The following is a 20,324-nucleotide window of genomic DNA, read 5'->3' on the forward strand; positions in this document are numbered from 1 at the left end:
TTATCTCAAGCTCAAAGTTGTGAAGCATAAAATAACCATCCACAATAACAAGACAAAAAAAGATCATGCATAATTTGCATGATCTTTTCAGCGATGACCCGTACGGGATTCGAACCCGTGTTACCGCCGTGAAAGGGCGGTGTCTTAACCACTTGACCAACGGGCCGTTAAAATATATAGCGGCGGAGGGGATCGAACCCCCGACCTCACGGGTATGAACCGTACGCTCTAGCCAGCTGAGCTACACCGCCATGTCGTATTTAACGGACAATTAATATATTATCTTAAACAGCATTTTAAGTCAATATGTTTTTAAATGTTTTTTATCATTTTTTCTATACGCTGTTTTCACCATAAAAAAGCACCCTGAGTGAACACTCTGGGTGCTTCTCTTTATTTTAAAATAAACAGCAAGTTTTATCCGCGACGAGCGCCACGGCCGCCACGTTTTGACTCCGTATTACGCTTTAAAGAAGTTAAACGATCTTCACTGTCTTTTAAAAAGCGAGCCATCTTTTGCTCAAATGTTTCTTTTTGATTGCGGTTGTCGCCGCCACCTCGGTTGTCTCTGTTAAAAGAACGATTACGCCCAGCAGGGCGTCCAGCGCGTTGATTATCACGTTGATTATCGCGTTGCTCACCTTCTGTTTTTTCACGTTCTTTCGCTTTTTTAATAGATAAACCAATTTTACCGTCTTTCTCAACGTTAATAACTTTTACTTCTACTTGATCGCCTACTTTTAAGTGATCATTAATATCTTTTACATAATTATCAGCAACTTCACTAATATGAACAAGACCAGTTAATCCCTCTGGCAGCTCTACAAAAGCCCCAAAATTCGTAATACCTGTTACCTTACCCTGTAACTTGCTGCCTACCTCGATTGACATAAAAAAAACGCTCCTCCTTAGTGGTTAAAAAGTCAAATTTTACTTCATTATATATAATCTTAAAATATAGTGTCAATACAACACCTACTACTTAGAAATAGGAAAAATTATCTCCCCAGGCTTTGAAAAGTAATAATCCCTTCTAGCAATCTCTAAAACATAATTCTCATCTTGCAATTTTTGGATTTCATCTTTCAGCTGTTTTTCATTCGTCGTTAATACATTTGTTTCTTTTTCTAACTCTTTTACTTTTGCTTCTTTAGCGTTAATCGTACTATTTTGTTGATAGAATGTAACACCAAGACTTACAGTAACTACAAAAGCAAATGCCAAAAATAAAGCTAATCGACGATAAACGCGCCTTCTACCTTCGTTCGATTGTATTATATGCTCTTTAACAGAATTTGGATTCTGTTCCAATACATACTTTTGCTTTAGTTCCCTCATTTCCGAGGTCCCCCTAACTTCTTTTTTATAAGTTCCCAAATTCGGAATATATGCTTCTTCATTTTCTTGAAATATTTTAAAAGTCCTGCTTGTCTCTTTATAAAAATTTTAACATGGCTAGGGAGAAGTTTCCATATAACAAAACAAACAAATCGAACAGGGATCAAAATAATTTTCCACACTAACCGCAATATCGCTACAATAACTTTCCACAACCCGGTTCCAACCCCAACTACAAGACGAAATAAAAATAGCATAAACGTTATAATTAAATGAATCAAAATCGTAATTGGCTTAATAATAAATAACTGAACAACACGAACGCAAAAATAAAATGTTTGAACAAAAATGTAAATCAAAAAATTTAATACTTTCATGTATAATGACTTTAACAAACTTTGATATGCAGCAAAACCACACAACAAAGCTAAAAATACATACATACGTAACTCTGCTTCATTGACAAGCAACAATACATAAAACACAACAAGAGCTTGGACAATCCAAAATAAAATATCATAGATAAATACGAGCCAACGCTTTCGCTCCCCGCGCTTCAAAAAGCGATGGTATGTATCTAAAGCTGCTCCTAGTGAAGCGCCCATCCCAATCATTGAAAGCATTGTATATAATTGAACCGTTAAGCTCATTTAAACAACTTGCTAAAGAATCCTTTAGCTTTCTCCCCTTGATGCTCATCAATGTAAGCCATCTCATATATTTTCCCTTTAATGGACACAAGTCCTTTTTCAACATCAAGGTTTTTCATTTGTAAATTTTGACCGCGTATTGTTAAAAAGCCCATGACTGTTTCTAACAAAAATTCTTCACTATCAAAACTCTCTACCTGCTTGACTCCTGTAATATCAAGAACGCGCCTTCCTCTCATTACAACGTCATGTTCTACAGTAACATTTTGTTGATTAGAAGACGACATTGAATACCCTTTGTTCACGTCCATCCCCCCATAACTTTATAACTAGTATCAATGTATGAGAGGACAAAATCATTTAGAACAAGCTATCTTCTGCTTTTACTTCAACTTTCTCTTCACGAACAACGGTATATAAGTTTGCCGCATCTTCTTTTTTTGTCGTTTCCTTTAATTCATTAATTTTTACCGTAACAACTTTTTGACCGAAACGAATCGTTAATTCATCTTCTGCCTTTACAGTTGAGCTTGCTTTCGCAACTTGACCGTTAATCATAATTCGTCCTTGATCTGCAACTTCTTTTGCTAATGTTCTTCTTTTGATAAGACGAGACACTTTTAAAAATTTATCTAAACGCACAACAACTCCCCCTTATTCATTCTCTATTCGCTTTGCTTCTTCCCATAATGCATCAAGTTCTTTTAAAGAAAAATCTTTCATTTCCTTCTCCATACTAGCAATCTTTGCTTCCATATATAAAAAACGGCTTATAAATTTTTCGTTTGTTTTGTGAAGTGCTTCTTCCGGATTGATTCTATAATAGCGAGCAATATTCACAAATGCAAATATTAAATCCCCAAATTCCGATAACATTTTCTCTTCATCCATAACCGTCACTTCACGTTGAAATTCTTCCCATTCCTCATCTACTTTTTCCATCATTGGCTTAATATGATCCCAGTCAAAACCAACCTTTGCAGCTTCTTTTTGAATTTCATAAGCACGCATTAACTGAGGTAAACTTTTCGGAATACCCGATAAGATAGACTCTTTTACATTTCCTTTTTCCTGTTTCTTAATTTCTTCCCAATTCGTAACAACATCAGCAGCCGTCTCTACACTAACATCTCCGAATACATGAGGGTGACGACGTACCATTTTCTCAGACAACGTGCGAATGACATCATCAATCGAGAACCAACCTTCATCTTCACCAATTTGCGCATGAAGCATAACTTGCAACAGAACATCACCAAGTTCTTCAACAAGATGATCGTCATCTTCCTCATCAATAGCTTCTAATACCTCATATGCTTCTTCAATTAAATATTTCTTTAATGTTTGGTGCGTTTGCTTTTTATCCCACGGGCATCCGTTTGGTCCGCGTAGCTCCGCGATAATATCACGTAATACAGCAAATTCTTGATACAATGATTGTCGATTTAACACCGGCGGCACATACACACTCGTTAAATTATTAAGCTCCGCCTCATGATCCAATAAATAAAGCGGTACTTTCTTCACTTGTTCAAATGATGTTCCTGCCGCAGTCACGATATATACTGCATAATCATCTGGAAGCATTTCCATTAATGTTAGTTTGACCTCAGATGCAATAAATGCATCATACACTTGGCAGAAAATTAAGTGCTGACGAAGCTCTAATTGTCCTCTTTCAAATGACGTCGCATCAATTAACTGAAACCCTTCAATTGGATCAATTTTCAAACTTGTAAACATTGGGTCTAAAAAGCTTTGTCCACCCTCGATGCGCACCTCAATATTCTCTTTTTCTCCTTTTTGTAGCAAAAGTTGTACAGTACGCTCTGCCACAAGTGGATGACCCGGAACCGCATATAAAATATTAGCTTCCTTGGCTTTTTGAATCAATGTGTTAGAAATTGTTTCATACACTTCTTCAAATGTATCATACGCTTCATATACAGCATCAAAAGATGTGTATAATACACCTTCTTTCTCGAGCTCCGCTATAACTGGATGCTCTTTTGTTCGAACGTACATGTGCGCCGCTTCTTTCACTTTTCGATATACGCCCATTGTAAGCTGGTCTAACTCACCGGCTCCTAATCCTAAAATCGTAATTGTTCTTTTCATAACGCCCACCTCTATCCACTCTTCTTCAACGAAGTTTGTACTTTTTCTTGTTTCATAACCGTCCCAAGTTCCTGCGCTGTAAATACTTGTAGCTTTAAAATTAAAAATACATATAGTAAACCACCAACACCGACACATAGTAATGCTTGAATCGCTGCCAATCCTCTATGCTCCGCGTTAGCTTGTAATCCAAACCACTCAAACATATACATACACCCAGCAAGTACTAACACCATACTTAATGCTCCAATTGTCACACCTACAATAGGTTTTTTCTGTATAAGTGGTTCATTAACAACCCGAATCAGTAATACACTATTCAATACAGCAATACACAACAGTGCAATCACAGTTGCAATCGCTGCACCGATTACACCAAAATGCGGCATGAATATATAATTGAGTAACAATTTCACACATGCACCAATTACAACAAATAAAGCCGGTTTTACAGTTTGTCCTACTCCTTGCAAAATAGATGCAGTTGTAATTGCTAATGAACTAAACAGAATCGAAATAGATAAAATCCCCAATACAACAGAACCATCGCTATTTGCAAATAACATAATATTTGTTGGACGAATGATACTCGCGAGTCCTAATGATGCAGCAAGCCCAATTACAAATGTAATTTTAATTGCTAACTGTACTTTTTCGCGAATAAATACGTGATCTCCTCTCTCTTTTGCAGCTGTAATCATCGGAATTAAAGAAAGTGAAAACGATGTTGTCACAACCGTCCCAAGCTGCATAAGAGGAATGCTGCGATCGTATATCCCCTTTAACGTTTTTGCTATTTCTACTGGCTCTCCATTCTGCACAAGTAAGCTATAAAGTGAAATAGAATCTGCCATTTGTATAAAAATTAACACTAAATTACTAACACAAATTGCAATCCCTTGCCAAAATAACGTACGAATAATGGTCTTTTTATTGGAAATTCCTTTAAAACTTCGCACAAAAATAGAACCAAAATCCTTTCGCAAATAAAACAGCAATACAACCACACCAATAAAACTACCTGCTATTGAGCCAAACATAGCACCTGCTCCCACCGTATATAAATCAAACCCTTTTTTGATAAGGAATAATGATAAGAATACGATAATGGATACGCGAATCGTTTGTTCTATTACCTGTGATATAGCTGTTGGCATCATATTTCCAAACCCTTGAAAATAACCTCGTGCTACCGAAAGAAATGGCATTAATAAAAAAGAAAATGCAATAACGCAAATTAGCTTTTCCAAATTCGCATCTCCCATTAAAGATGCAATTGTATGCGCACCAAAAAACAATACACTACATCCTACAATCCCAATAGCTAATAAAAACCAAAAAGAAATACATATTATGGATTCTGCTTCTTTTCGCTCTCCTCGCTCTAATCGTTCTGCAATCATTTTTGAAATAATGATTGGAAAACCATATGTCGCTAAAATTAAACAAAACCCGTAAAACGGGTAAATTTGCTGATAAATATAAAAACCAATATCACCAGCTATATTTTGATATGGAATACGGTAAAAGGCGCTTAATACTTTTGTAACAAAGCTCGCAATTGTTAATATAATCGCTCCGCGCCAAAAAGCTTGGTACTTATTCGTCTCCATAACCATACAATCTCCCTTTTTTCTTATACTCATCCTACGTATTATATCACAAAGAAAAAAACAGCCTTCCACTTTCAATGTGATCATATAAAAAAAGGTAGCAAAGCGCTACCTTTACATAAATATATAATTCCGCGGTACATTGCATTAACCGCCCGTAGGATTGGCTCAGCTAACCATCTGTAAGGAAGTACTCACTGATGGTTAGGTTGGGCTTTATTGTTCCATTTGTTTTGCTAGGAAGCTTGCTGCTGTCTCCACAGCTTTATGTTCTACATCACTAATGATTGCTTCTTTTGAAAAAATAATAACAGCTCCAATCGGATCGCCATTTGCGATAATCGGACCGATTGTATAAGATTGTACCTTTTCGGCCACTCCATCAATAATCGAAATTTCACTTTCGTCTGTCATGATAACCGATTTACGTTCTTCCATCGCTTTCTCAACTAAATCTCCAACGCTTTTATTTAAGTATTCTTTTTTGGACACGCCGGCGACAGCAATAATTGAATCGCGGTCACAAACAAGTACGTTATGCCCTAAACTATCATACAAAGCATCTGCATATTCTTTAGCAAAATCACCCAACTCGCTAATTGGAGAATATTTCTTTAAAATAACTTCTCCATCGCGATCAACAAAAATTTCTAATGGGTCACCTTCCCGAATGCGGAGAGTCCTGCGAATTTCTTTCGGAATAACAACCCTTCCTAAATCATCAATTCGACGTACAATTCCAGTTGCTTTCATTCTAATGCTGCCTCACTTTCTACTGATGATAAAAGTGGTGTTTTACCTGTTCATGTAAAAATCACCAACTATTAAGCATAGTATTTTACACATTAGTTCTTCTATACACGTCGAATGGTATTTTTTATTCTCATTTAAGCATTTATCTCTTCTTTTTTCACATCTTTTAAACCTTTTAATAAATTTTCGGCGATTGTAAGCCACTTTGCTACTTCTAGTTCACGCACATTCATCACAATTTTCAGGCGTGAACCTTCCATACCAAGACCAATCATGCGCCCAAAACTGCTTCCAAGCATAAATAGTTTTCCACCATCAATATTTTGACTCGCCTTTTCTGAAAACAGCAGTGTCACTTCTTGTTTCGTTTGCTTAATCAATTCGATTCCTTCTTGCGTTGCTAACACTTTAATATTTGCAATTTGTAGTAAATATCCAACTTCTTGTGGATAGTCACCGAAGCGATCAATCATCTCTTCTTGTAATTCTTCAATATCCTCAATAGCAGAAACGCCCCTAAATTGCTTATACATCATGATTTTTTGTTTGCTATCGGAAATATACGCATCCGGTAAGTATGCATCTACTTCTAGATCAATCTCAACATCAATCGTTTGCTCTTCTGTACCCGCACCTCTTCGCTGTTCAATTGCATCTTTTAACATTTGTGAATATAAATCAAAGCCAACGGAATCAATAAATCCATGTTGCTCTGCACCTAATAAATTACCTGCTCCGCGAATAGACAAATCACGCATCGCAATTTTAAATCCAGAGCCTAGCTCTGTAAATTCTTTAATGGCTTGCAGGCGTTTTTCCGCAACCTCGGATAACACTTTATCACGCTTATATGTGAAATACGCATAGGCAACACGATTAGAACGTCCTACTCGGCCACGCAACTGATACAACTGCGATAATCCCATACGGTCTGCATCGAACACAATTAATGTATTTACATTCGGAATATCAACACCTGTTTCAATAATCGTTGTACTTACAAGTACATCGTGCTGACCTTCTAAGAAGGAAAGCATAACAGATTCTAATTCACCTTCATTCATCTTTCCGTGCGCAAAAGTTACACGTGCATCAGGAACAAGCATTGAAATTTCATCTACTTTTCGCTCAATATCTTCAACGCGATTGTATAAGAAATACACTTGTCCGCCTCGTGCAAGTTCACGTTCAATCGCTTCTCTTATTAACGCTGGATTATATTCCACAACGTACGTTTGCACCGGGAACCGATTTTCTGGCGGTGTTTCGATAACAGATAAATCGCGAACACCTAACATAGACATATGAAGCGTACGGGGAATCGGCGTTGCTGTTAATGTTAATACATCGATATTAGCTTTTAACTGCTTAATTTTTTCTTTATGCGTTACACCAAACCGCTGCTCTTCATCAATAATAAGTAATCCTAAATCTTTATATATGACATCCTTTGACAGAAGACGATGTGTACCGATAACAATATCAACAGTACCATCTTTTAACCCTTTAATTGTTTCATTTTGCTGCTTTCTCGTGCGGAAGCGACTTAATAGCCCAATATTAATAGGATAATCTTGGAAGCGTTCTCGAATTGTTTCATAATGCTGCTGTGCTAAAATCGTTGTTGGCACTAAAATCGCAACTTGCTTTTCATCCATAATCGCTTTAAAAGCAGCTCGAATCGCAACTTCAGTTTTTCCATATCCAACATCGCCGCAAAGCAGACGATCCATCGGACGACCGCGCTCCATATCCTTCTTGATTTCTTCAATTGAGCGTAACTGATCTTCTGTTTCTTGATAAGGAAATAACGATTCAAACTCCTGTTGTTCAGATGTATCTGGAGTAAAACCATAACCCTTTGACGCTTCGCGCTCTGCATACAGCTTAATTAAATCATCTGCAATATCTTGAACGGATTTTTCTACCTTCGTCTTAACCTTCTTCCAATCATTTCCGCCAAGTTTATAAACTTTAGGGTCTTTCCCCTCGGATCCCACATACTTTTGCACTTGATCAATTTGTTCGATTGGAACGTATAACTTATCATTCCCTTGATACTTGATATGCAAATAATCTTTATGGACACCATTAATTTCTAATGTTTCAATTCCTAAAAATTTACCGATACCATGATTTACGTGAACAACGTAATCACCAACTTTTAATTCAGAGTAGCTTTTAATTCTCTCTGCATTCGAAAGTTTTTGCTTACGCTGTGATTTTTTTACCTTTTTATTAAATAATTCTTTTTCGGTAATAATTGCAAGCTTTTGCATCGGCATTTCAAAACCTGCATGTAAGTCACCCACCGCAATTTGAATACGACCTGGGAGCAATACATCTGTTCCTTCAATAATATCTGCTTCAATATCATAATCATTTAAAATGTGCTGCAATTTCTTTGTTCGTTCCTCATTTGCACCTAATACAACTGTTGTAAACCGACTTTTCGTCCATCTATCAATTTCTGTTTTTAATAAATTCATTTGACCGTGAAAGTCTTGCATTGTTTTACATGTCAAATTCACAATATTTTGCGGATTCGTATGCGGAATATGACGTAAAAACAACGTTAAGTATAAGAAATTTCGTTTTTTATGGTTCAAAAATTGGGCAAAATTATGAGAAAAAGTTAAATCTTGAACAATCGCTCCTTCTCCAAGAAGCGATATATACCATTCTGCTTCTTCTGTTTCTAAATGATCTGCTGTTTCTTGAATTCGAGAGACCTCGTCTAGAATAACAACACCATTTTCCGGTAAATATTCTATTAGACTAGCAGGTTCCTTATAAAATAAAGATAAATATTTGAACATCTGCTCAATGGTCTGTCCATTTTTCAATAGTTCTAATTCATATGTAACAGTTTCTAATATCGTTGTTTTTAATTTCTCATCAGATACTTTTTTTAATGTATTAGCTAAACCTAATTCTAACTTCCCAATTCCAACTGCTAGCTCTTCTTTAGAAAATACAAATTCAGTGGCTGGGCCAAATGATATGCTATCCATCTTCTCTTGCGAACGTTGTTCTTCTACAGTAAAGGAACGGATGGAATCTACTTCGGTATCAAAAAATTCAATACGAATTGGCAATTCTTCTGTTAATGGATAGATATCTAATATCCCACCACGAACACTAAATTCACCCGGTGCCTCTACCATAGATTTACGTTCGTAGCCCATGGTCGTTAACACGCGCAGTAATTCAGCAAGATCAATTTCTTGCCCCATTTTTAATTCAATTTGCTGTTTCTTCCACATCTCTTTTGTCGGTAGAAAACGCCGCAAACCAGCAACAGGAGCCACAATAATTCCACTTTCTCCGGCCGCTAAGCGGTTCAACACTTCAATGCGCTGTGCCTTCAGTTCCGGGCTCGCAACACCGATTTCTGATGCAATAGATTCATTTACAGGATATAACCAAACATTCTGCTCTCCAAGTAATGAAACTAAATCCTCATACACTTTTTGCGCCTGATATAAATTATGCGTTATAACAAGCTGTGACTGCTTTGTTTTTTTATATAAACTAGCCATTAATAATGAACGAGAAGAAGTTGCCATACCTGAGATAAGCTGTTCTTTTAAACCTTCTTCTAAACCATCTATAATTGATTGTATTTCTTTATTTTCGTAAAATTGCTCTAGTAAACCTATCATTTTTCAAAACTCCTCTCAACATAAAGAGCAAGCTACTATATTTTATGCAAATATTTCGGAAAAAGAAAACAGAAAAATGCTTTGGACAAGCCAAAGCGAAGCCGTACATCCTATCCCTTATCACTGTAAGTCTCTCATCTTCATATTTAGAAAAGAGAAGGATGAAAGTTCCCCCCATCATCAAGGAACAATGTGTTTAGCTAACTATCAATAAGAAAAACATGCTCTAACAGAAATTTTTTCATTGTAAGAACAGTTCATATTCATAATACTCCGGATAGGATGCGAGCGTTTTTTGACACGATTCACAAATTGTTTTTATATATATATTTCCATTTCCATCAAAATGAATCATTTCTAACCGCTCTTGCTCTGTTAGTTGACCTAGCACAAAGCCGTATACTTTTTCCGCTGTAATACTACCTATCCTATACCCACAATGTCTGCAGTAATAATGTCCGTCCATAACTTCCTCCTAGTCGCACAATTATTACTATTATGGATATAAGTATAAAAAAATATTCCGTTTTGGAAATGTTAATTATTGAAAGTATTCATAACTTGTAAAAATGGAGTTTTCAACCATTCTTCACACGCATCTGCACTTTTTTCAATTGCTCGTTTAACCTCAGGCATCTCATCTGCCGTAAAACGTCCTAATACATAATCGACTACTTTCATGCCATTTTTAGGACGATCAATTCCCATGCGAACACGTTGGAATTCCTGTGTTCCTAAATGGGCAATTGTTGATTTCACACCGTTATGTCCACCCGCACTGCCTTTCATACGAAGACGCAATTTCCCAACCGGAATATCTAAATCATCATACATTACTATAAAATCTTCAACATCAATTTTATAGTAATCCATAAGTGGACGAATACTTTCTCCAGATACATTCATATATGTAAGCGGCTTTAATAAAATGACTTTCTCTCCATTTACAAAACCCGCACCGAATAACCCCTTAAACTTTTGTTCATTTAATGGGATATTCCAGCGTTTAGATAATTCATCTATCGCCATGAACCCAATGTTATGCCTTGTTAATTCATATTCTCTGCCTGGGTTACCAAGTCCTACTATTAATTTCATTGTAACACCACTTTCTTTTTTCGATACGAAAAGACGTAACCAACACTGGTTACGTCTCATTCTATCCAATTAATTAAATAGTACACTTACAGATTCTTCTTCGTAAACACGAATAATTGCTTCTCCAATTAATGGAGCAACAGAAAGTTCTTGTACTTTATCAATTTTCTTTTCTTCTGGTAATACGATAGAGTTTGTTACAACTAACTCTTTAATATTTGAATTTTGAATGCGTTCAATTGCTGGACCAGATAAAACTGGGTGTGTACAGCAAGCATATACTTCCGAAGCACCGTTCTCTACAAGAGCGTTTGCTGCTAATGTAATTGTACCAGCTGTATCAATGATGTCATCAATTAAAATTGCTGTTTTACCTTCAATATTACCTACGATATTCATTACCTCCGCTACATTTGGACGCGGACGGCGTTTATCGATGATAGCGATTGGCGCTTTTAAACGATCTGCCATTTTTCGAGCACGTGTTACACCACCATGGTCTGGAGATACAATTACAATATCTTTAAGACCTTTCTTCTGAAAGTAGTCAGAAAGAATAGGTACACCCATTAAATGGTCAATTGGAATATCGAAGAATCCTTGAATTTGTGGAGCATGTAAATCTAGAGTAATTACACGAGTAGCACCCGCTGTTTCAAGTAAATTTGCAAATAATTTCGCTGTAATCGGCTCACGAGAACGCGCTTTACGATCTTGGCGTGCATAACCATAGTAAGGGATAACAATGTTAATTGTTTTCGCAGATGCACGTTTTAATGCATCGATCATAATAAGCAATTCCATAATATGCTCGTTTACTGGGAAACTTGTAGATTGGATGATAAATACATCGCAACCACGAATACTTTCTTCAATGTTAATTTGAATTTCTCCATCACTAAAACGTGCAACAGAACATTTTCCTAATTCTACTCCAATGTGCTTTGCAATTTGCTCAGCAAGCGCCTTGTTAGAGTTTAAAGAAAATACTTTCAAATTAGAATTTAGATATTGAGTCGACATCTAGATTAACCCTCCACATTATGAATTTTTCTTATTCAGCAATTGATCAACATAATCTTCTTTGTTTGTTTGACGTGCACGTGCAATTGATAACGCTTTTGCTGGTACATCTTCTGTAATGGTAGAACCTGCTGCAACATAAGCACCATCTTCAACTGTTACGGGAGCAACAAGGTTTGAGTTACAACCAATAAACACACCATCGCCAATTACAGTTTTAAATTTATTCTTGCCATCGTAGTTTACCGTAATAGAACCACAACCAAGATTCACATCTTCTCCCACTTCTGCATCACCAATATAACTTAAGTGAGAAGCTTTACTTCTATTTCCGAAAACAGTCTTTTTAATTTCAACGAAGTTTCCAACACGAACTTCATTACCAATAACAGATTGCGGACGGATATGAGCGAACGGTCCAATAGCAACATCAATACCAATCTTACTATCATGAACAGTAGACTGACGAATTGTTGTATTATCTCCCACTTCACTATCACGTATAACTGTATGCGGTCCAACTTCACAATTTGATCCAATAACAGTATAACCTTCAATCATTGTTCCCGGATAAATAACCGTATCATTACCAATTTTTGCATCAACGGAAATATACGTGTTATTCGGATCAATAATCGTAACACCATTTACCATATGTTGATGGTTAATACGTTTTTTCATAATGTCTTCCGCTTGCGATAGAGCGACCCTGTCATTAACTCCTAACGTTTCATCAAACTGCTCTGTTTGATAGGCAGATACAATATGACCTTCATTTTTCAAAATCTCAATCACATCTGGAAGGTAATATTCTCCTTGCACATTTTCATTGGAAACTTTGGAAAGGGAAGTGAATAGCGCTTTATTATCAAAACAATACGTACCTGTATTAATTTCTTTAATCGCTCGCTCTACTTCATTTGCATCTTTATGTTCAACAATTTTTTCAACGTGACCGTTTTCATTGCGAACAATTCGTCCATAACCAGCAGGCTCTTCTATGTAGGCTGTTAATACCGTTGCCTTTGCCCCTGACTCTTCATGTTGCTTTAATAAAGCTTCCATTGTTTCTGCTGTAATAAGAGGTGTATCACCACAAATTACTAATGTTGTTCCTTCCTCGTTCCCCAGTGCATCAGCTGCTTGCATAACAGCATGTGCTGTTCCTAGCTGCTCCGTTTGCAATGCAAATTCACTTGCACTTCCTAATTGATCCTGTACCTTTTCAGCGCCGTGTCCAACAACCGTAACAAGTTTCTGTACTTCTAGCTGAGAGACTTGATCAACTACATGCTGTACCATGGGTTTCCCGCATACAGAATGTAGCACCTTGTATAAACTTGACTTCATACGTGTGCCTTTTCCTGCAGCAAGAATCACTGCAAATCTTTTTGACATATAGACCCTCCATCGCAACCTATTTATCCATTAAAGATATTATCCTAAATAACTATATATTTCAAGAAACACCTTACAACTATTAAATTTTACCATAACTTTTATATAATGTTTTAATATTTCATATCTTTTTATGAAATAAGCTATACTATTCCTTTTTCATGAAAAATTGAGGTAACTATTATAGATACAAATAGAAAAAACGACATAAAAACCCTTTATTTCCCAAGAAAAACACCTTGTCATATACAAGTGTGAAAACAAAGATAAAAAAGCAAATACAGATTAGTTATTTCTGCATAGCGGCGACTTACATGTTGAAAAATCAAAATCGATTTAGATTATATAGAAACAACAACAAACTCCTGTAAATGCTTACAGGAGTTTGCCAAAATTATAGAGCTCTTCTTTTAGAGCTCTTCTTATTCGAATTTTACGAAGCTCCAGCTTCTTCAAACTCAACTTCTTCTAACTCGCCTAAACGGTGATACTCAGCTAAAACCGCATCTTGAATCTTAGAACGAGTATTTGAATTAATTGGATGAGCAATGTCACGGAACTCTCCATCTGGAGTACGTTTACTTGGCATTGCTACAAATAATCCATTATTGCCATCAATTACACGAATATCATGAACAACAAATTCGTGGTCCAGTGTAATAGAGGCAATTGCTCGCATACGGCCTTCTGTGTTTACGCGGCGTAATCTTACGTCAGTCACTTCCATCTTGTGTTCACCACCCTTTTTCTAAATAAGCGATATATTTCTATAAATTCCACAAATGTTCCATTTTTCCTTCAATTTTTCAAAAATTTTTAAGATAAAAATTTTTATATAAGTGAAATATATAAATGAACATAGGTTACCGCTTACAATTCCTTATTTTACAAAGGCAATAACTTCAATTTCAACGGATACATCTTTCGGTAATTTCACTACTTGTACACAAGAACGTGCTGGTTTATTTGTAGAAAAATATGTACTATATACTTCATTTACTGCATCAAAATCATTCATATCTTTTAAGAATACGGTTGTTTTTACCACCGTCTCAAACGATGCTCCCGCTTCTGTTAATACTGCCTTTAAATTTTGAAACACTAGTTCTGTTTGGTCCTTTATATCTCCAGTCACAACTTCACCATTTACTGTTAAAGGAATTTGTCCAGAACTGTAAAACATATTATTTACAATCATACCTTGTGAATATGGACCGATTGCATGCGGCGCCTCATTTGTTTGAACTACTTTCATTATTCCTCACCCTTTTATATTTTTTACCCTGCTTTTACAAGCTGCCCCTAACAAGAAACCTATTGTTTTAGCAGGTGGTAAACCTCCAAAGTTGGAAGCTTACCACCTGCTAAAACTTACTGCTCGGAAATAACATGTCAAAGTACCCAACTGATAAAAGCTTATTATCAATCAGTATAAAAAAAGATAAAGCAGTTGCTTTATCTTTTCCCCCGCTCTGACGAACAGTATCTCCTTTAAAACAATCTACTAAAAAGATTGCTTCTCTTATTCAACTTCTACAATGACGTCAGCAAATGGACTTAAAGAATAATTTCCTTTTTCCACCTGGATCGTCTTTTCTCTCACATCTACCTCAGACAAGCGAATTAACGAAACAAATTTATCGACAAGTCTTTCCTCAATATCACTTGATTCCACTAAAACTCCAATGCCAACAACATTTGCATTAAACTCCTCAAGCATACTCATCATACCTTGTACGGTTCCGCCGGCCTTCATAAAATCATCGATGATTAATACATTCGCACCCTCTGGAAGACTACGTTTTGCTAATGTCATCGTTTGAATACGCTTAGAAGATCCTGATACATAATTAATACTTACTGTTGGACCTTCCGTTACTTTATTATCTTTTCTAGCAATTACGACCGGGACATCCAAGTAATTGGCTACTGCATACGCCAAAGGAATCCCTTTCGTGGCAACCGTCATAACAGCGTCAATCGGCTGTCTTGCGAATACAGAAGCAAAAAGCCTCCCTGCACCATTAATGTAACGCGGGTTACTTAAAAGATCCGTCATATATAAATAACCGCCCGGAAGAATACGATCAGGATTCTCAAATAATTTACAAAGCTCATTAATAATTTGTTTTGCTTCTTCCTGACTTATATATGGGATATATTTCACTCCTCCTGCTGCACCTGGTACCGTTTGTAATGTGCCGACTCCTTGTTGTTCAAACGTTTGTTTAATAATAACTAAATCTTCACTAATAGAAGATTTAGCAGACTGATACCGTTCAGCAAAAAAAGTGAGAGAAACTAACTGACGAGGGTTTTGAAGCAAATAATAAGTCATATCGACTAACCTTGTACTTCGTCTAATTTTCATGCTCTCACCTCAAATTACGAATATTTTAAACAAATCATAACTTATTATACGTCTTTATTCAAGACCTTCTCGCTCTCCTAATAAGCGAACTGCGTATACTTGATCACAAAATCCTTTTAAACCGTTATAAATACGGTGCATACGTGAATCATGGCGAACTAAACCAAAAACGGTTGGACCGCTACCGCTCATTAAAACCGCATCTGCACCGAAACGTTTCATCTGAGCTTTAATATGCGCAACTTCAGGATGCATAGAAAATGTTACATCCTCTAACACATTGCCAACAGCTTGACAAATTCCCTCATAGTCACCATTTTGAATCACTTCAACCATACGATTTACATCTGGATGTGTTACACGATTTAACTTTAAATTCCCATATACGTCAGCTGTTGATACACCAATATGTGGCTTGGCCAAAATAACCCAGCAAGAAGGAGGGGTCTTTATATGTTCAATTTTCTCTCCACGACCTGTTGCAATAGCAGTTCCGCCATATACACAAAATGATACATCTGATCCAATCTCGGCACCTAACTCTGCAAGCTCATCAATTGTAAGTCCAAGATTCCATAATTGATTTAGACCTCTTAATGCTGCAGCTGCATCACTGCTTCCACCTGCTAATCCCGCTGCAACCGGAATCGTTTTTTCAATTGCAATAGATACCCCTTTTTTTACTTGAAAGCGTTCCTTTAACAATTTTGCCGCCTGATAAGCTAAATTTCTTTGATCGTCTGGCACATAACGGTTATGGGATACAATTTCAATCCGGTCTTCAGATAACTCTGTTAGTTCTAACCGATCTGCTAAATCAATTGTTGTCATAATCATTTTAACATCATGGTAACCATCCGGTCTTTTTCCCAGTACATCTAACGACAAATTAATTTTTGCTGGTGCTTTAACTAGTAGCTTCAATCTATTCACCTACTCTATGTACTCAATCTTTTATCGTTTATTTTACCATAAATTTATAGTAGAACGATGACACTTTCCTAATTATAACGAAAAGCATCAAGAATGAAACTACTTATACACTACGAATACAACTTTTTCGCGTGCAAAAAGCCGAGGAATATCTCCTCGGCTACCGTAGCATAGAAGTATCTTACTGTTACTGGTTTTGTTTCATTAATTGCTGCTCTGCAATTTCAATTGCACGCTTAACCATATTACCAGCATCTTTCGCACGAATTCCGCCCCATCCTTCTTTTTGCACGACATCATAAAATCCAAGCTCTTTTGCAAGCTCTTCTTTAAATTGATTCGACATGACTCCTTTTCGTCTACTCAACGCAAGGCCCCCTTTATTGCTACGGTACATTTAGTATGTGACACTACGAATTTATTCAAGTCTGGAAAATATATGTAACAAAAACCCACCCTTAAACAGATTGTTCACCTAACATAATTTCATTATCTTGTGCATCATAAAATGTAAGCTCAACAGTTTCTGTTAATACGTCTGCATAGCTATAAGAAACGCGCTGTAATGTATCTTCTTGTTGATCCAGTTGAACTACAAAAACAGAACGGTATGTTTCTGCTAACACACCAGATCGTTCTATTGTCTTTCTTCTTCCGCTATTTGCTTTTAGCATAAGCCTCTGACCAAGATGATGGTCCAAAGCACTTTTAATTTCATCTAAACGTTTTGACATATCATGCTACACCTCGCTGTAATTAGGATGGAAAGTATAAAAATACAAGTCATACATATATAGTCTGTACTTTCTTATACTTTTTTATCCAATTTCCAAAAAGCGCGTACATAAAAAGCAAGGCAAATACTTACCTTGCTCACTCTTCATAGTATTGAAAAGGCAATCCTGTTCGTAAAATTCCCTTTGTTTCAATTCCGCCAAGCCCCTTCTCACCAGTTACTGTATTACGCACTACATCCCAAACATTAACTTGTTCCATAAAAGATGTAAAGCTCACTTTTGCTACAACATACACTGGATCTAACGCATGAATATTAACGCGGGACGGAGAACTTGCAAAATTTGCTCCGGCTCGAATGAGGGCTTCAAAATGCGATTGACACGCCCCAGCAAAAATAACAGGGTGATCTAATGAAGGATACTTTTTTCGTACTGTGCGTACAGCCTGTACAAAATGCTTAGAATGACGATAAGCTGCCAAATTTCCCATTTCTCCTTTTGATTTTGTATAAGCATCATGTCCGGTAATCACTAAGATATCTGGACGAACATGTTCAATTAAATCTAGAACCTTCTCTTGCATCTCCGTTTCTTTACAATGAATTCCCTGTACAGGCACACCTATTTTCGTATATAAATCTAAGCATTTTCTTAAATATAAAGGATCCCCATCAAGATGAAGCACTTTACCTGGCATTTGAAAATAATTTACTTCATTTGCATAGCCGCCTGTTGACTGATATTCTTGGCGCTCTCTCATTAATACATAATCTTGGTGAAATAAGCGATATGTCTTTTCCATTGTTTCTCGTTCCTGCTTCACTCTTTTCGTATAATCTCGTTGATCGACAAGAACTAAATCCTCTATTGGTGCATCTGCTACGAGCCGAAATTCTTCCCCAAACAAAATTGCGATTGTGTCTTTTATTTCTGTTACTCGAAAAAGAAGGTCGCGCTTATAAGACTTTCTCTCCACTAAATCTCCAACATGTACAGCCATCCTTTTACCTCCAAACTCGTAGGGACATATAACTCACTACGTTCTGTTTTAGCCTATGAACTTATAGGAAAAAGGTGACAAAAAAGGTAGCTCAAAACGAGCTACCTTTTACATTTTATACAAAAATAAAGCGTTGCTTAACTTTGCAAATTCTTCAATTGATAATGTCTCGCCTCTTCGTTTCGGATCAATTTCAACTTCCGCTAGTATACGCTCAAGTAATATTTTATCCTTTGGAAAACCATTTAAATTATTAGATAGATTATTCATCAATGTTTTACGTCGCTGCGCAAAGCTAGCACGCACTACTTCAAAGAAGAACGCTTCATCTTGCACTTCCACAAGCGGCTTTTGACGTCTGAGTAAACGAATAACTGCTGAATCTACATTTGGCTGTGGTACAAATACTGTACGCGGAACCGTCATCACCGTTTCTGGTTCTGTATAGTATTGAATGGCAATTGACAACGAACCATAATCTTTTGTTCCCGGGCGAGCCGCTAGGCGATCTGCTACTTCTTTTTGCATCATCACAACAAAGCCACGCACTGGTAATTGTTCTTCTAATAGCTTAAATAAAATTGGTGTTGTCACATAGTATGGTAAGTTCGCTACCACCATTACATCTTGACCTTCTTCAAACTGCTCTTGAAATACGGTATTTACATCTGCTTTTAAAATATCCTTATTGATTACCGTTACATTATTATAAGGTGCTAATGTCTCTTCTAAAATCGGTAAAAGGCGTTGGTCGATTTCAAACGCTACAACTTTCTTAGCGCGCTTTGCCAACTGCTCTGTTAACGCTCCAATACCAGGTCCAATCTCAATTGCCCCGCTCTCAGGTCCAATCTCTGCATAATCTACAATCCGATTTAATACATTTGTATCAATTAAAAAGTTTTGTCCTAAGCTCTTTTTAAATGAAAATCCATACTTTTCAACAATATCTTTCGTACGATTTGGCGTTGCGATATCTTTCATTTCTTTTCCTCCTGTAATACTTGCTTATACGCTTTTGCAAAATCCTGCTTTGAAATTTGGAACATTTGCAAACGTTTATGTAACTGCTTTGCATTTGTATAACCGATCTTTAATAGCTTACCCATTCGTTCTCTGCGGCTTTTTGCTTTTTCTCCGCCAACAAGCCCCGCTTCTACTAAGTCAATCCAATGAATTTCGCTCGTGTACTCTTCCATCTCCCCATGTAAACTTTCCAAAGCGCGCCTGATAGATTCGTTAGAGGCATGTTCAATTCCAATGCCCTTCTTTCGCTTCGCTAATGCTTCTTCTTTCGGTAAGAATGCGTGCTTACAGCCTGGTACTTTCTCAGAAATAATTTTACGAATACGCTCTCCTGGATAATCAGGATCTGTAAAAATAATAACACCTCGTGTTTGTTGCGCCAATTTCACCTGTTCAATCACATGATTCCCAATTGCCGAACCGTTTGTTTCAATTGTATCTGCATCTACTGCACGCTTAATGGCAACCGTATCATCTTTACCTTCTACAACAATTATTTCTTTAATCTTCATAACTTCCTCCACACTCATTTCACATCTCTAATTAGTAAAACAAAAAAACGCCTACTTTTCCATTATTATTTTCCTAGTTCATACAATTT

General features: G+C 36.6%; 22 protein-coding genes and 2 tRNA genes. All 24 read right to left on the reverse strand.

The features are described from left to right. Positions 1 to 94: 94 nt before the first annotated feature. A tRNA-Glu gene (locus Q9306_RS16430) sits at positions 95 to 166 on the reverse strand. Positions 167 to 177: 11 nt separating this feature from the next. Then, positions 178 to 251 (reverse strand) — tRNA-Met (locus Q9306_RS16435). Between the two features lie 166 nt (positions 252 to 417). Continuing rightward, entirely contained in the window at positions 418 to 891 is a 474-nt protein-coding gene (locus Q9306_RS16440) for a S1 domain-containing RNA-binding protein (protein WP_306200435.1), read from the reverse strand. 87 nt (positions 892 to 978) lie between these two features. Next, a complete protein-coding gene (locus Q9306_RS16445) occupies positions 979 to 1,338 on the reverse strand; it encodes an FtsB family cell division protein (protein ID WP_306200437.1) in 360 nt (119 codons plus the stop codon). Further along, positions 1,335 to 1,988, reverse strand: coding sequence for a spore cortex biosynthesis protein YabQ (gene yabQ, locus Q9306_RS16450; protein ID WP_306200439.1), 654 nt, complete (start codon positions 1,986 to 1,988; stop codon positions 1,335 to 1,337). The genes Q9306_RS16445 and yabQ overlap by 4 nt, the downstream gene beginning before the upstream one ends. Then, on the reverse strand, positions 1,985 to 2,293 hold the full coding sequence (gene yabP, locus Q9306_RS16455) for a sporulation protein YabP (RefSeq protein ID WP_020062142.1): 309 nt from the start codon (positions 2,291 to 2,293) through the stop codon (positions 1,985 to 1,987). The genes yabQ and yabP overlap by 4 nt, the downstream gene beginning before the upstream one ends. A 55-nt stretch (positions 2,294 to 2,348) precedes the next feature. After that, positions 2,349 to 2,630 (reverse strand): RNA-binding S4 domain-containing protein, encoded by a 282-nt coding sequence (locus tag Q9306_RS16460; protein ID WP_098917476.1) that lies wholly within the window; start codon positions 2,628 to 2,630, stop codon positions 2,349 to 2,351. A gap of 12 nt (positions 2,631 to 2,642) precedes the next feature. Beyond that, on the reverse strand, positions 2,643 to 4,106 hold the full coding sequence (gene yabN / locus Q9306_RS16465; protein WP_306200442.1) for a bifunctional methyltransferase/pyrophosphohydrolase YabN: 1,464 nt from the start codon (positions 4,104 to 4,106) through the stop codon (positions 2,643 to 2,645). Positions 4,107 to 4,117: 11 nt separating this feature from the next. Beyond that, positions 4,118 to 5,719, reverse strand: a complete 1,602-nt coding sequence (locus Q9306_RS16470; RefSeq protein ID WP_306200444.1) for a putative polysaccharide biosynthesis protein — start codon at positions 5,717 to 5,719, stop codon at positions 4,118 to 4,120. A 216-nt stretch (positions 5,720 to 5,935) separates the two neighbouring features. Then, on the reverse strand, positions 5,936 to 6,472 hold the full coding sequence (gene spoVT / locus Q9306_RS16475; protein ID WP_306200446.1) for a stage V sporulation protein T: 537 nt from the start codon (positions 6,470 to 6,472) through the stop codon (positions 5,936 to 5,938). 134 nt (positions 6,473 to 6,606) lie between these two features. Then, positions 6,607 to 10,137, reverse strand: coding sequence for a transcription-repair coupling factor (mfd, locus tag Q9306_RS16480; protein ID WP_306200449.1), 3,531 nt, complete (start codon positions 10,135 to 10,137; stop codon positions 6,607 to 6,609). Between the two features lie 241 nt (positions 10,138 to 10,378). Further along, the gene (locus Q9306_RS16485; protein WP_306200451.1) at positions 10,379 to 10,603 is read right to left on the reverse strand and encodes an anti-sigma-F factor Fin family protein; all 225 of its coding nucleotides are present in this window, start codon (positions 10,601 to 10,603) and stop codon (positions 10,379 to 10,381) included. 71 nt (positions 10,604 to 10,674) lie between these two features. Further along, positions 10,675 to 11,235 (reverse strand): aminoacyl-tRNA hydrolase, encoded by a 561-nt coding sequence (pth, locus tag Q9306_RS16490; protein ID WP_306200453.1) that lies wholly within the window; start codon positions 11,233 to 11,235, stop codon positions 10,675 to 10,677. Positions 11,236 to 11,304: 69 nt separating this feature from the next. Then, entirely contained in the window at positions 11,305 to 12,258 is a 954-nt protein-coding gene (locus Q9306_RS16495) for a ribose-phosphate diphosphokinase (protein WP_020062150.1), read from the reverse strand. 18 nt (positions 12,259 to 12,276) lie between these two features. Continuing rightward, a complete protein-coding gene (gene glmU / locus Q9306_RS16500) occupies positions 12,277 to 13,656 on the reverse strand; it encodes a bifunctional UDP-N-acetylglucosamine diphosphorylase/glucosamine-1-phosphate N-acetyltransferase GlmU (RefSeq protein WP_306200458.1) in 1,380 nt (459 codons plus the stop codon). Between the two features lie 433 nt (positions 13,657 to 14,089). After that, a complete protein-coding gene (spoVG, locus tag Q9306_RS16505) occupies positions 14,090 to 14,383 on the reverse strand; it encodes a septation regulator SpoVG (protein ID WP_002174553.1) in 294 nt (97 codons plus the stop codon). A 153-nt stretch (positions 14,384 to 14,536) separates the two neighbouring features. Beyond that, on the reverse strand, positions 14,537 to 14,911 hold the full coding sequence (locus Q9306_RS16510) for a RidA family protein (protein WP_306200463.1): 375 nt from the start codon (positions 14,909 to 14,911) through the stop codon (positions 14,537 to 14,539). Between the two features lie 267 nt (positions 14,912 to 15,178). Beyond that, on the reverse strand, positions 15,179 to 16,027 hold the full coding sequence (gene purR, locus Q9306_RS16515) for a pur operon repressor (protein ID WP_306200465.1): 849 nt from the start codon (positions 16,025 to 16,027) through the stop codon (positions 15,179 to 15,181). A gap of 54 nt (positions 16,028 to 16,081) precedes the next feature. Then, complete coding sequence (ispE, locus tag Q9306_RS16520; RefSeq protein ID WP_306200467.1) at positions 16,082 to 16,951, reverse strand: 4-(cytidine 5'-diphospho)-2-C-methyl-D-erythritol kinase; 870 nt, start codon at positions 16,949 to 16,951, stop codon at positions 16,082 to 16,084. Between the two features lie 196 nt (positions 16,952 to 17,147). After that, on the reverse strand, positions 17,148 to 17,327 hold the full coding sequence (sspF, locus tag Q9306_RS16525; protein WP_371932392.1) for an acid-soluble spore protein SspF: 180 nt from the start codon (positions 17,325 to 17,327) through the stop codon (positions 17,148 to 17,150). 91 nt (positions 17,328 to 17,418) lie between these two features. Next, positions 17,419 to 17,694: a biofilm formation stimulator Veg gene (gene veg / locus Q9306_RS16530; RefSeq protein WP_306200469.1), complete on the reverse strand. Its 276-nt coding sequence runs from the start codon at positions 17,692 to 17,694 to the stop codon at positions 17,419 to 17,421. Positions 17,695 to 17,833: 139 nt separating this feature from the next. Continuing rightward, entirely contained in the window at positions 17,834 to 18,697 is an 864-nt protein-coding gene (gene yabG, locus Q9306_RS16535; protein WP_306200471.1) for a sporulation peptidase YabG, read from the reverse strand. 108 nt (positions 18,698 to 18,805) lie between these two features. Continuing rightward, positions 18,806 to 19,681, reverse strand: a complete 876-nt coding sequence (gene rsmA, locus Q9306_RS16540; RefSeq protein ID WP_306200473.1) for a 16S rRNA (adenine(1518)-N(6)/adenine(1519)-N(6))-dimethyltransferase RsmA — start codon at positions 19,679 to 19,681, stop codon at positions 18,806 to 18,808. Continuing rightward, complete coding sequence (gene rnmV, locus Q9306_RS16545; RefSeq protein ID WP_306200475.1) at positions 19,678 to 20,235, reverse strand: ribonuclease M5; 558 nt, start codon at positions 20,233 to 20,235, stop codon at positions 19,678 to 19,680. The genes rsmA and rnmV overlap by 4 nt, the downstream gene beginning before the upstream one ends. Positions 20,236 to 20,324 lie beyond the last annotated feature (89 nt).

The organism is Bacillus multifaciens, assembly GCF_030756675.1.
Classification (GTDB): Bacteria; Bacillota; Bacilli; order Bacillales; family Bacillaceae_G; genus Bacillus_A; species Bacillus_A multifaciens.

Coding starts and splice junctions, on each gene's coding strand:
- Q9306_RS16440 (WP_306200435.1), bottom strand. CDS start 891: ATGTCAATCGAGGTAGGCAGCAAGTTACAGGGTAAGGTAACAGGTATT.
- glmU (WP_306200458.1), bottom strand. CDS start 13,656: ATGTCAAAAAGATTTGCAGTGATTCTTGCTGCAGGAAAAGGCACACGT.
- mfd (WP_306200449.1), bottom strand. CDS start 10,137: ATGATAGGTTTACTAGAGCAATTTTACGAAAATAAAGAAATACAATCA.
- Q9306_RS16445 (WP_306200437.1), bottom strand. CDS start 1,338: ATGAGGGAACTAAAGCAAAAGTATGTATTGGAACAGAATCCAAATTCT.
- rnmV (WP_306200475.1), bottom strand. CDS start 20,235: ATGAAGATTAAAGAAATAATTGTTGTAGAAGGTAAAGATGATACGGTT.
- purR (WP_306200465.1), bottom strand. CDS start 16,027: ATGAAAATTAGACGAAGTACAAGGTTAGTCGATATGACTTATTATTTG.
- Q9306_RS16510 (WP_306200463.1), bottom strand. CDS start 14,911: ATGAAAGTAGTTCAAACAAATGAGGCGCCGCATGCAATCGGTCCATAT.
- Q9306_RS16470 (WP_306200444.1), bottom strand. CDS start 5,719: ATGGAGACGAATAAGTACCAAGCTTTTTGGCGCGGAGCGATTATATTA.
- rsmA (WP_306200473.1), bottom strand. CDS start 19,681: ATGAAAGATATCGCAACGCCAAATCGTACGAAAGATATTGTTGAAAAG.
- pth (WP_306200453.1), bottom strand. CDS start 11,235: ATGAAATTAATAGTAGGACTTGGTAACCCAGGCAGAGAATATGAATTA.
- spoVG (WP_002174553.1), bottom strand. CDS start 14,383: ATGGAAGTGACTGACGTAAGATTACGCCGCGTAAACACAGAAGGCCGT.
- Q9306_RS16495 (WP_020062150.1), bottom strand. CDS start 12,258: ATGTCGACTCAATATCTAAATTCTAATTTGAAAGTATTTTCTTTAAAC.
- spoVT (WP_306200446.1), bottom strand. CDS start 6,472: ATGAAAGCAACTGGAATTGTACGTCGAATTGATGATTTAGGAAGGGTT.
- veg (WP_306200469.1), bottom strand. CDS start 17,694: ATGTCAAAACGTTTAGATGAAATTAAAAGTGCTTTGGACCATCATCTT.
- Q9306_RS16485 (WP_306200451.1), bottom strand. CDS start 10,603: ATGGACGGACATTATTACTGCAGACATTGTGGGTATAGGATAGGTAGT.
- yabG (WP_306200471.1), bottom strand. CDS start 18,697: ATGGCTGTACATGTTGGAGATTTAGTGGAGAGAAAGTCTTATAAGCGC.
- yabQ (WP_306200439.1), bottom strand. CDS start 1,988: ATGAGCTTAACGGTTCAATTATATACAATGCTTTCAATGATTGGGATG.
- yabN (WP_306200442.1), bottom strand. CDS start 4,106: ATGAAAAGAACAATTACGATTTTAGGATTAGGAGCCGGTGAGTTAGAC.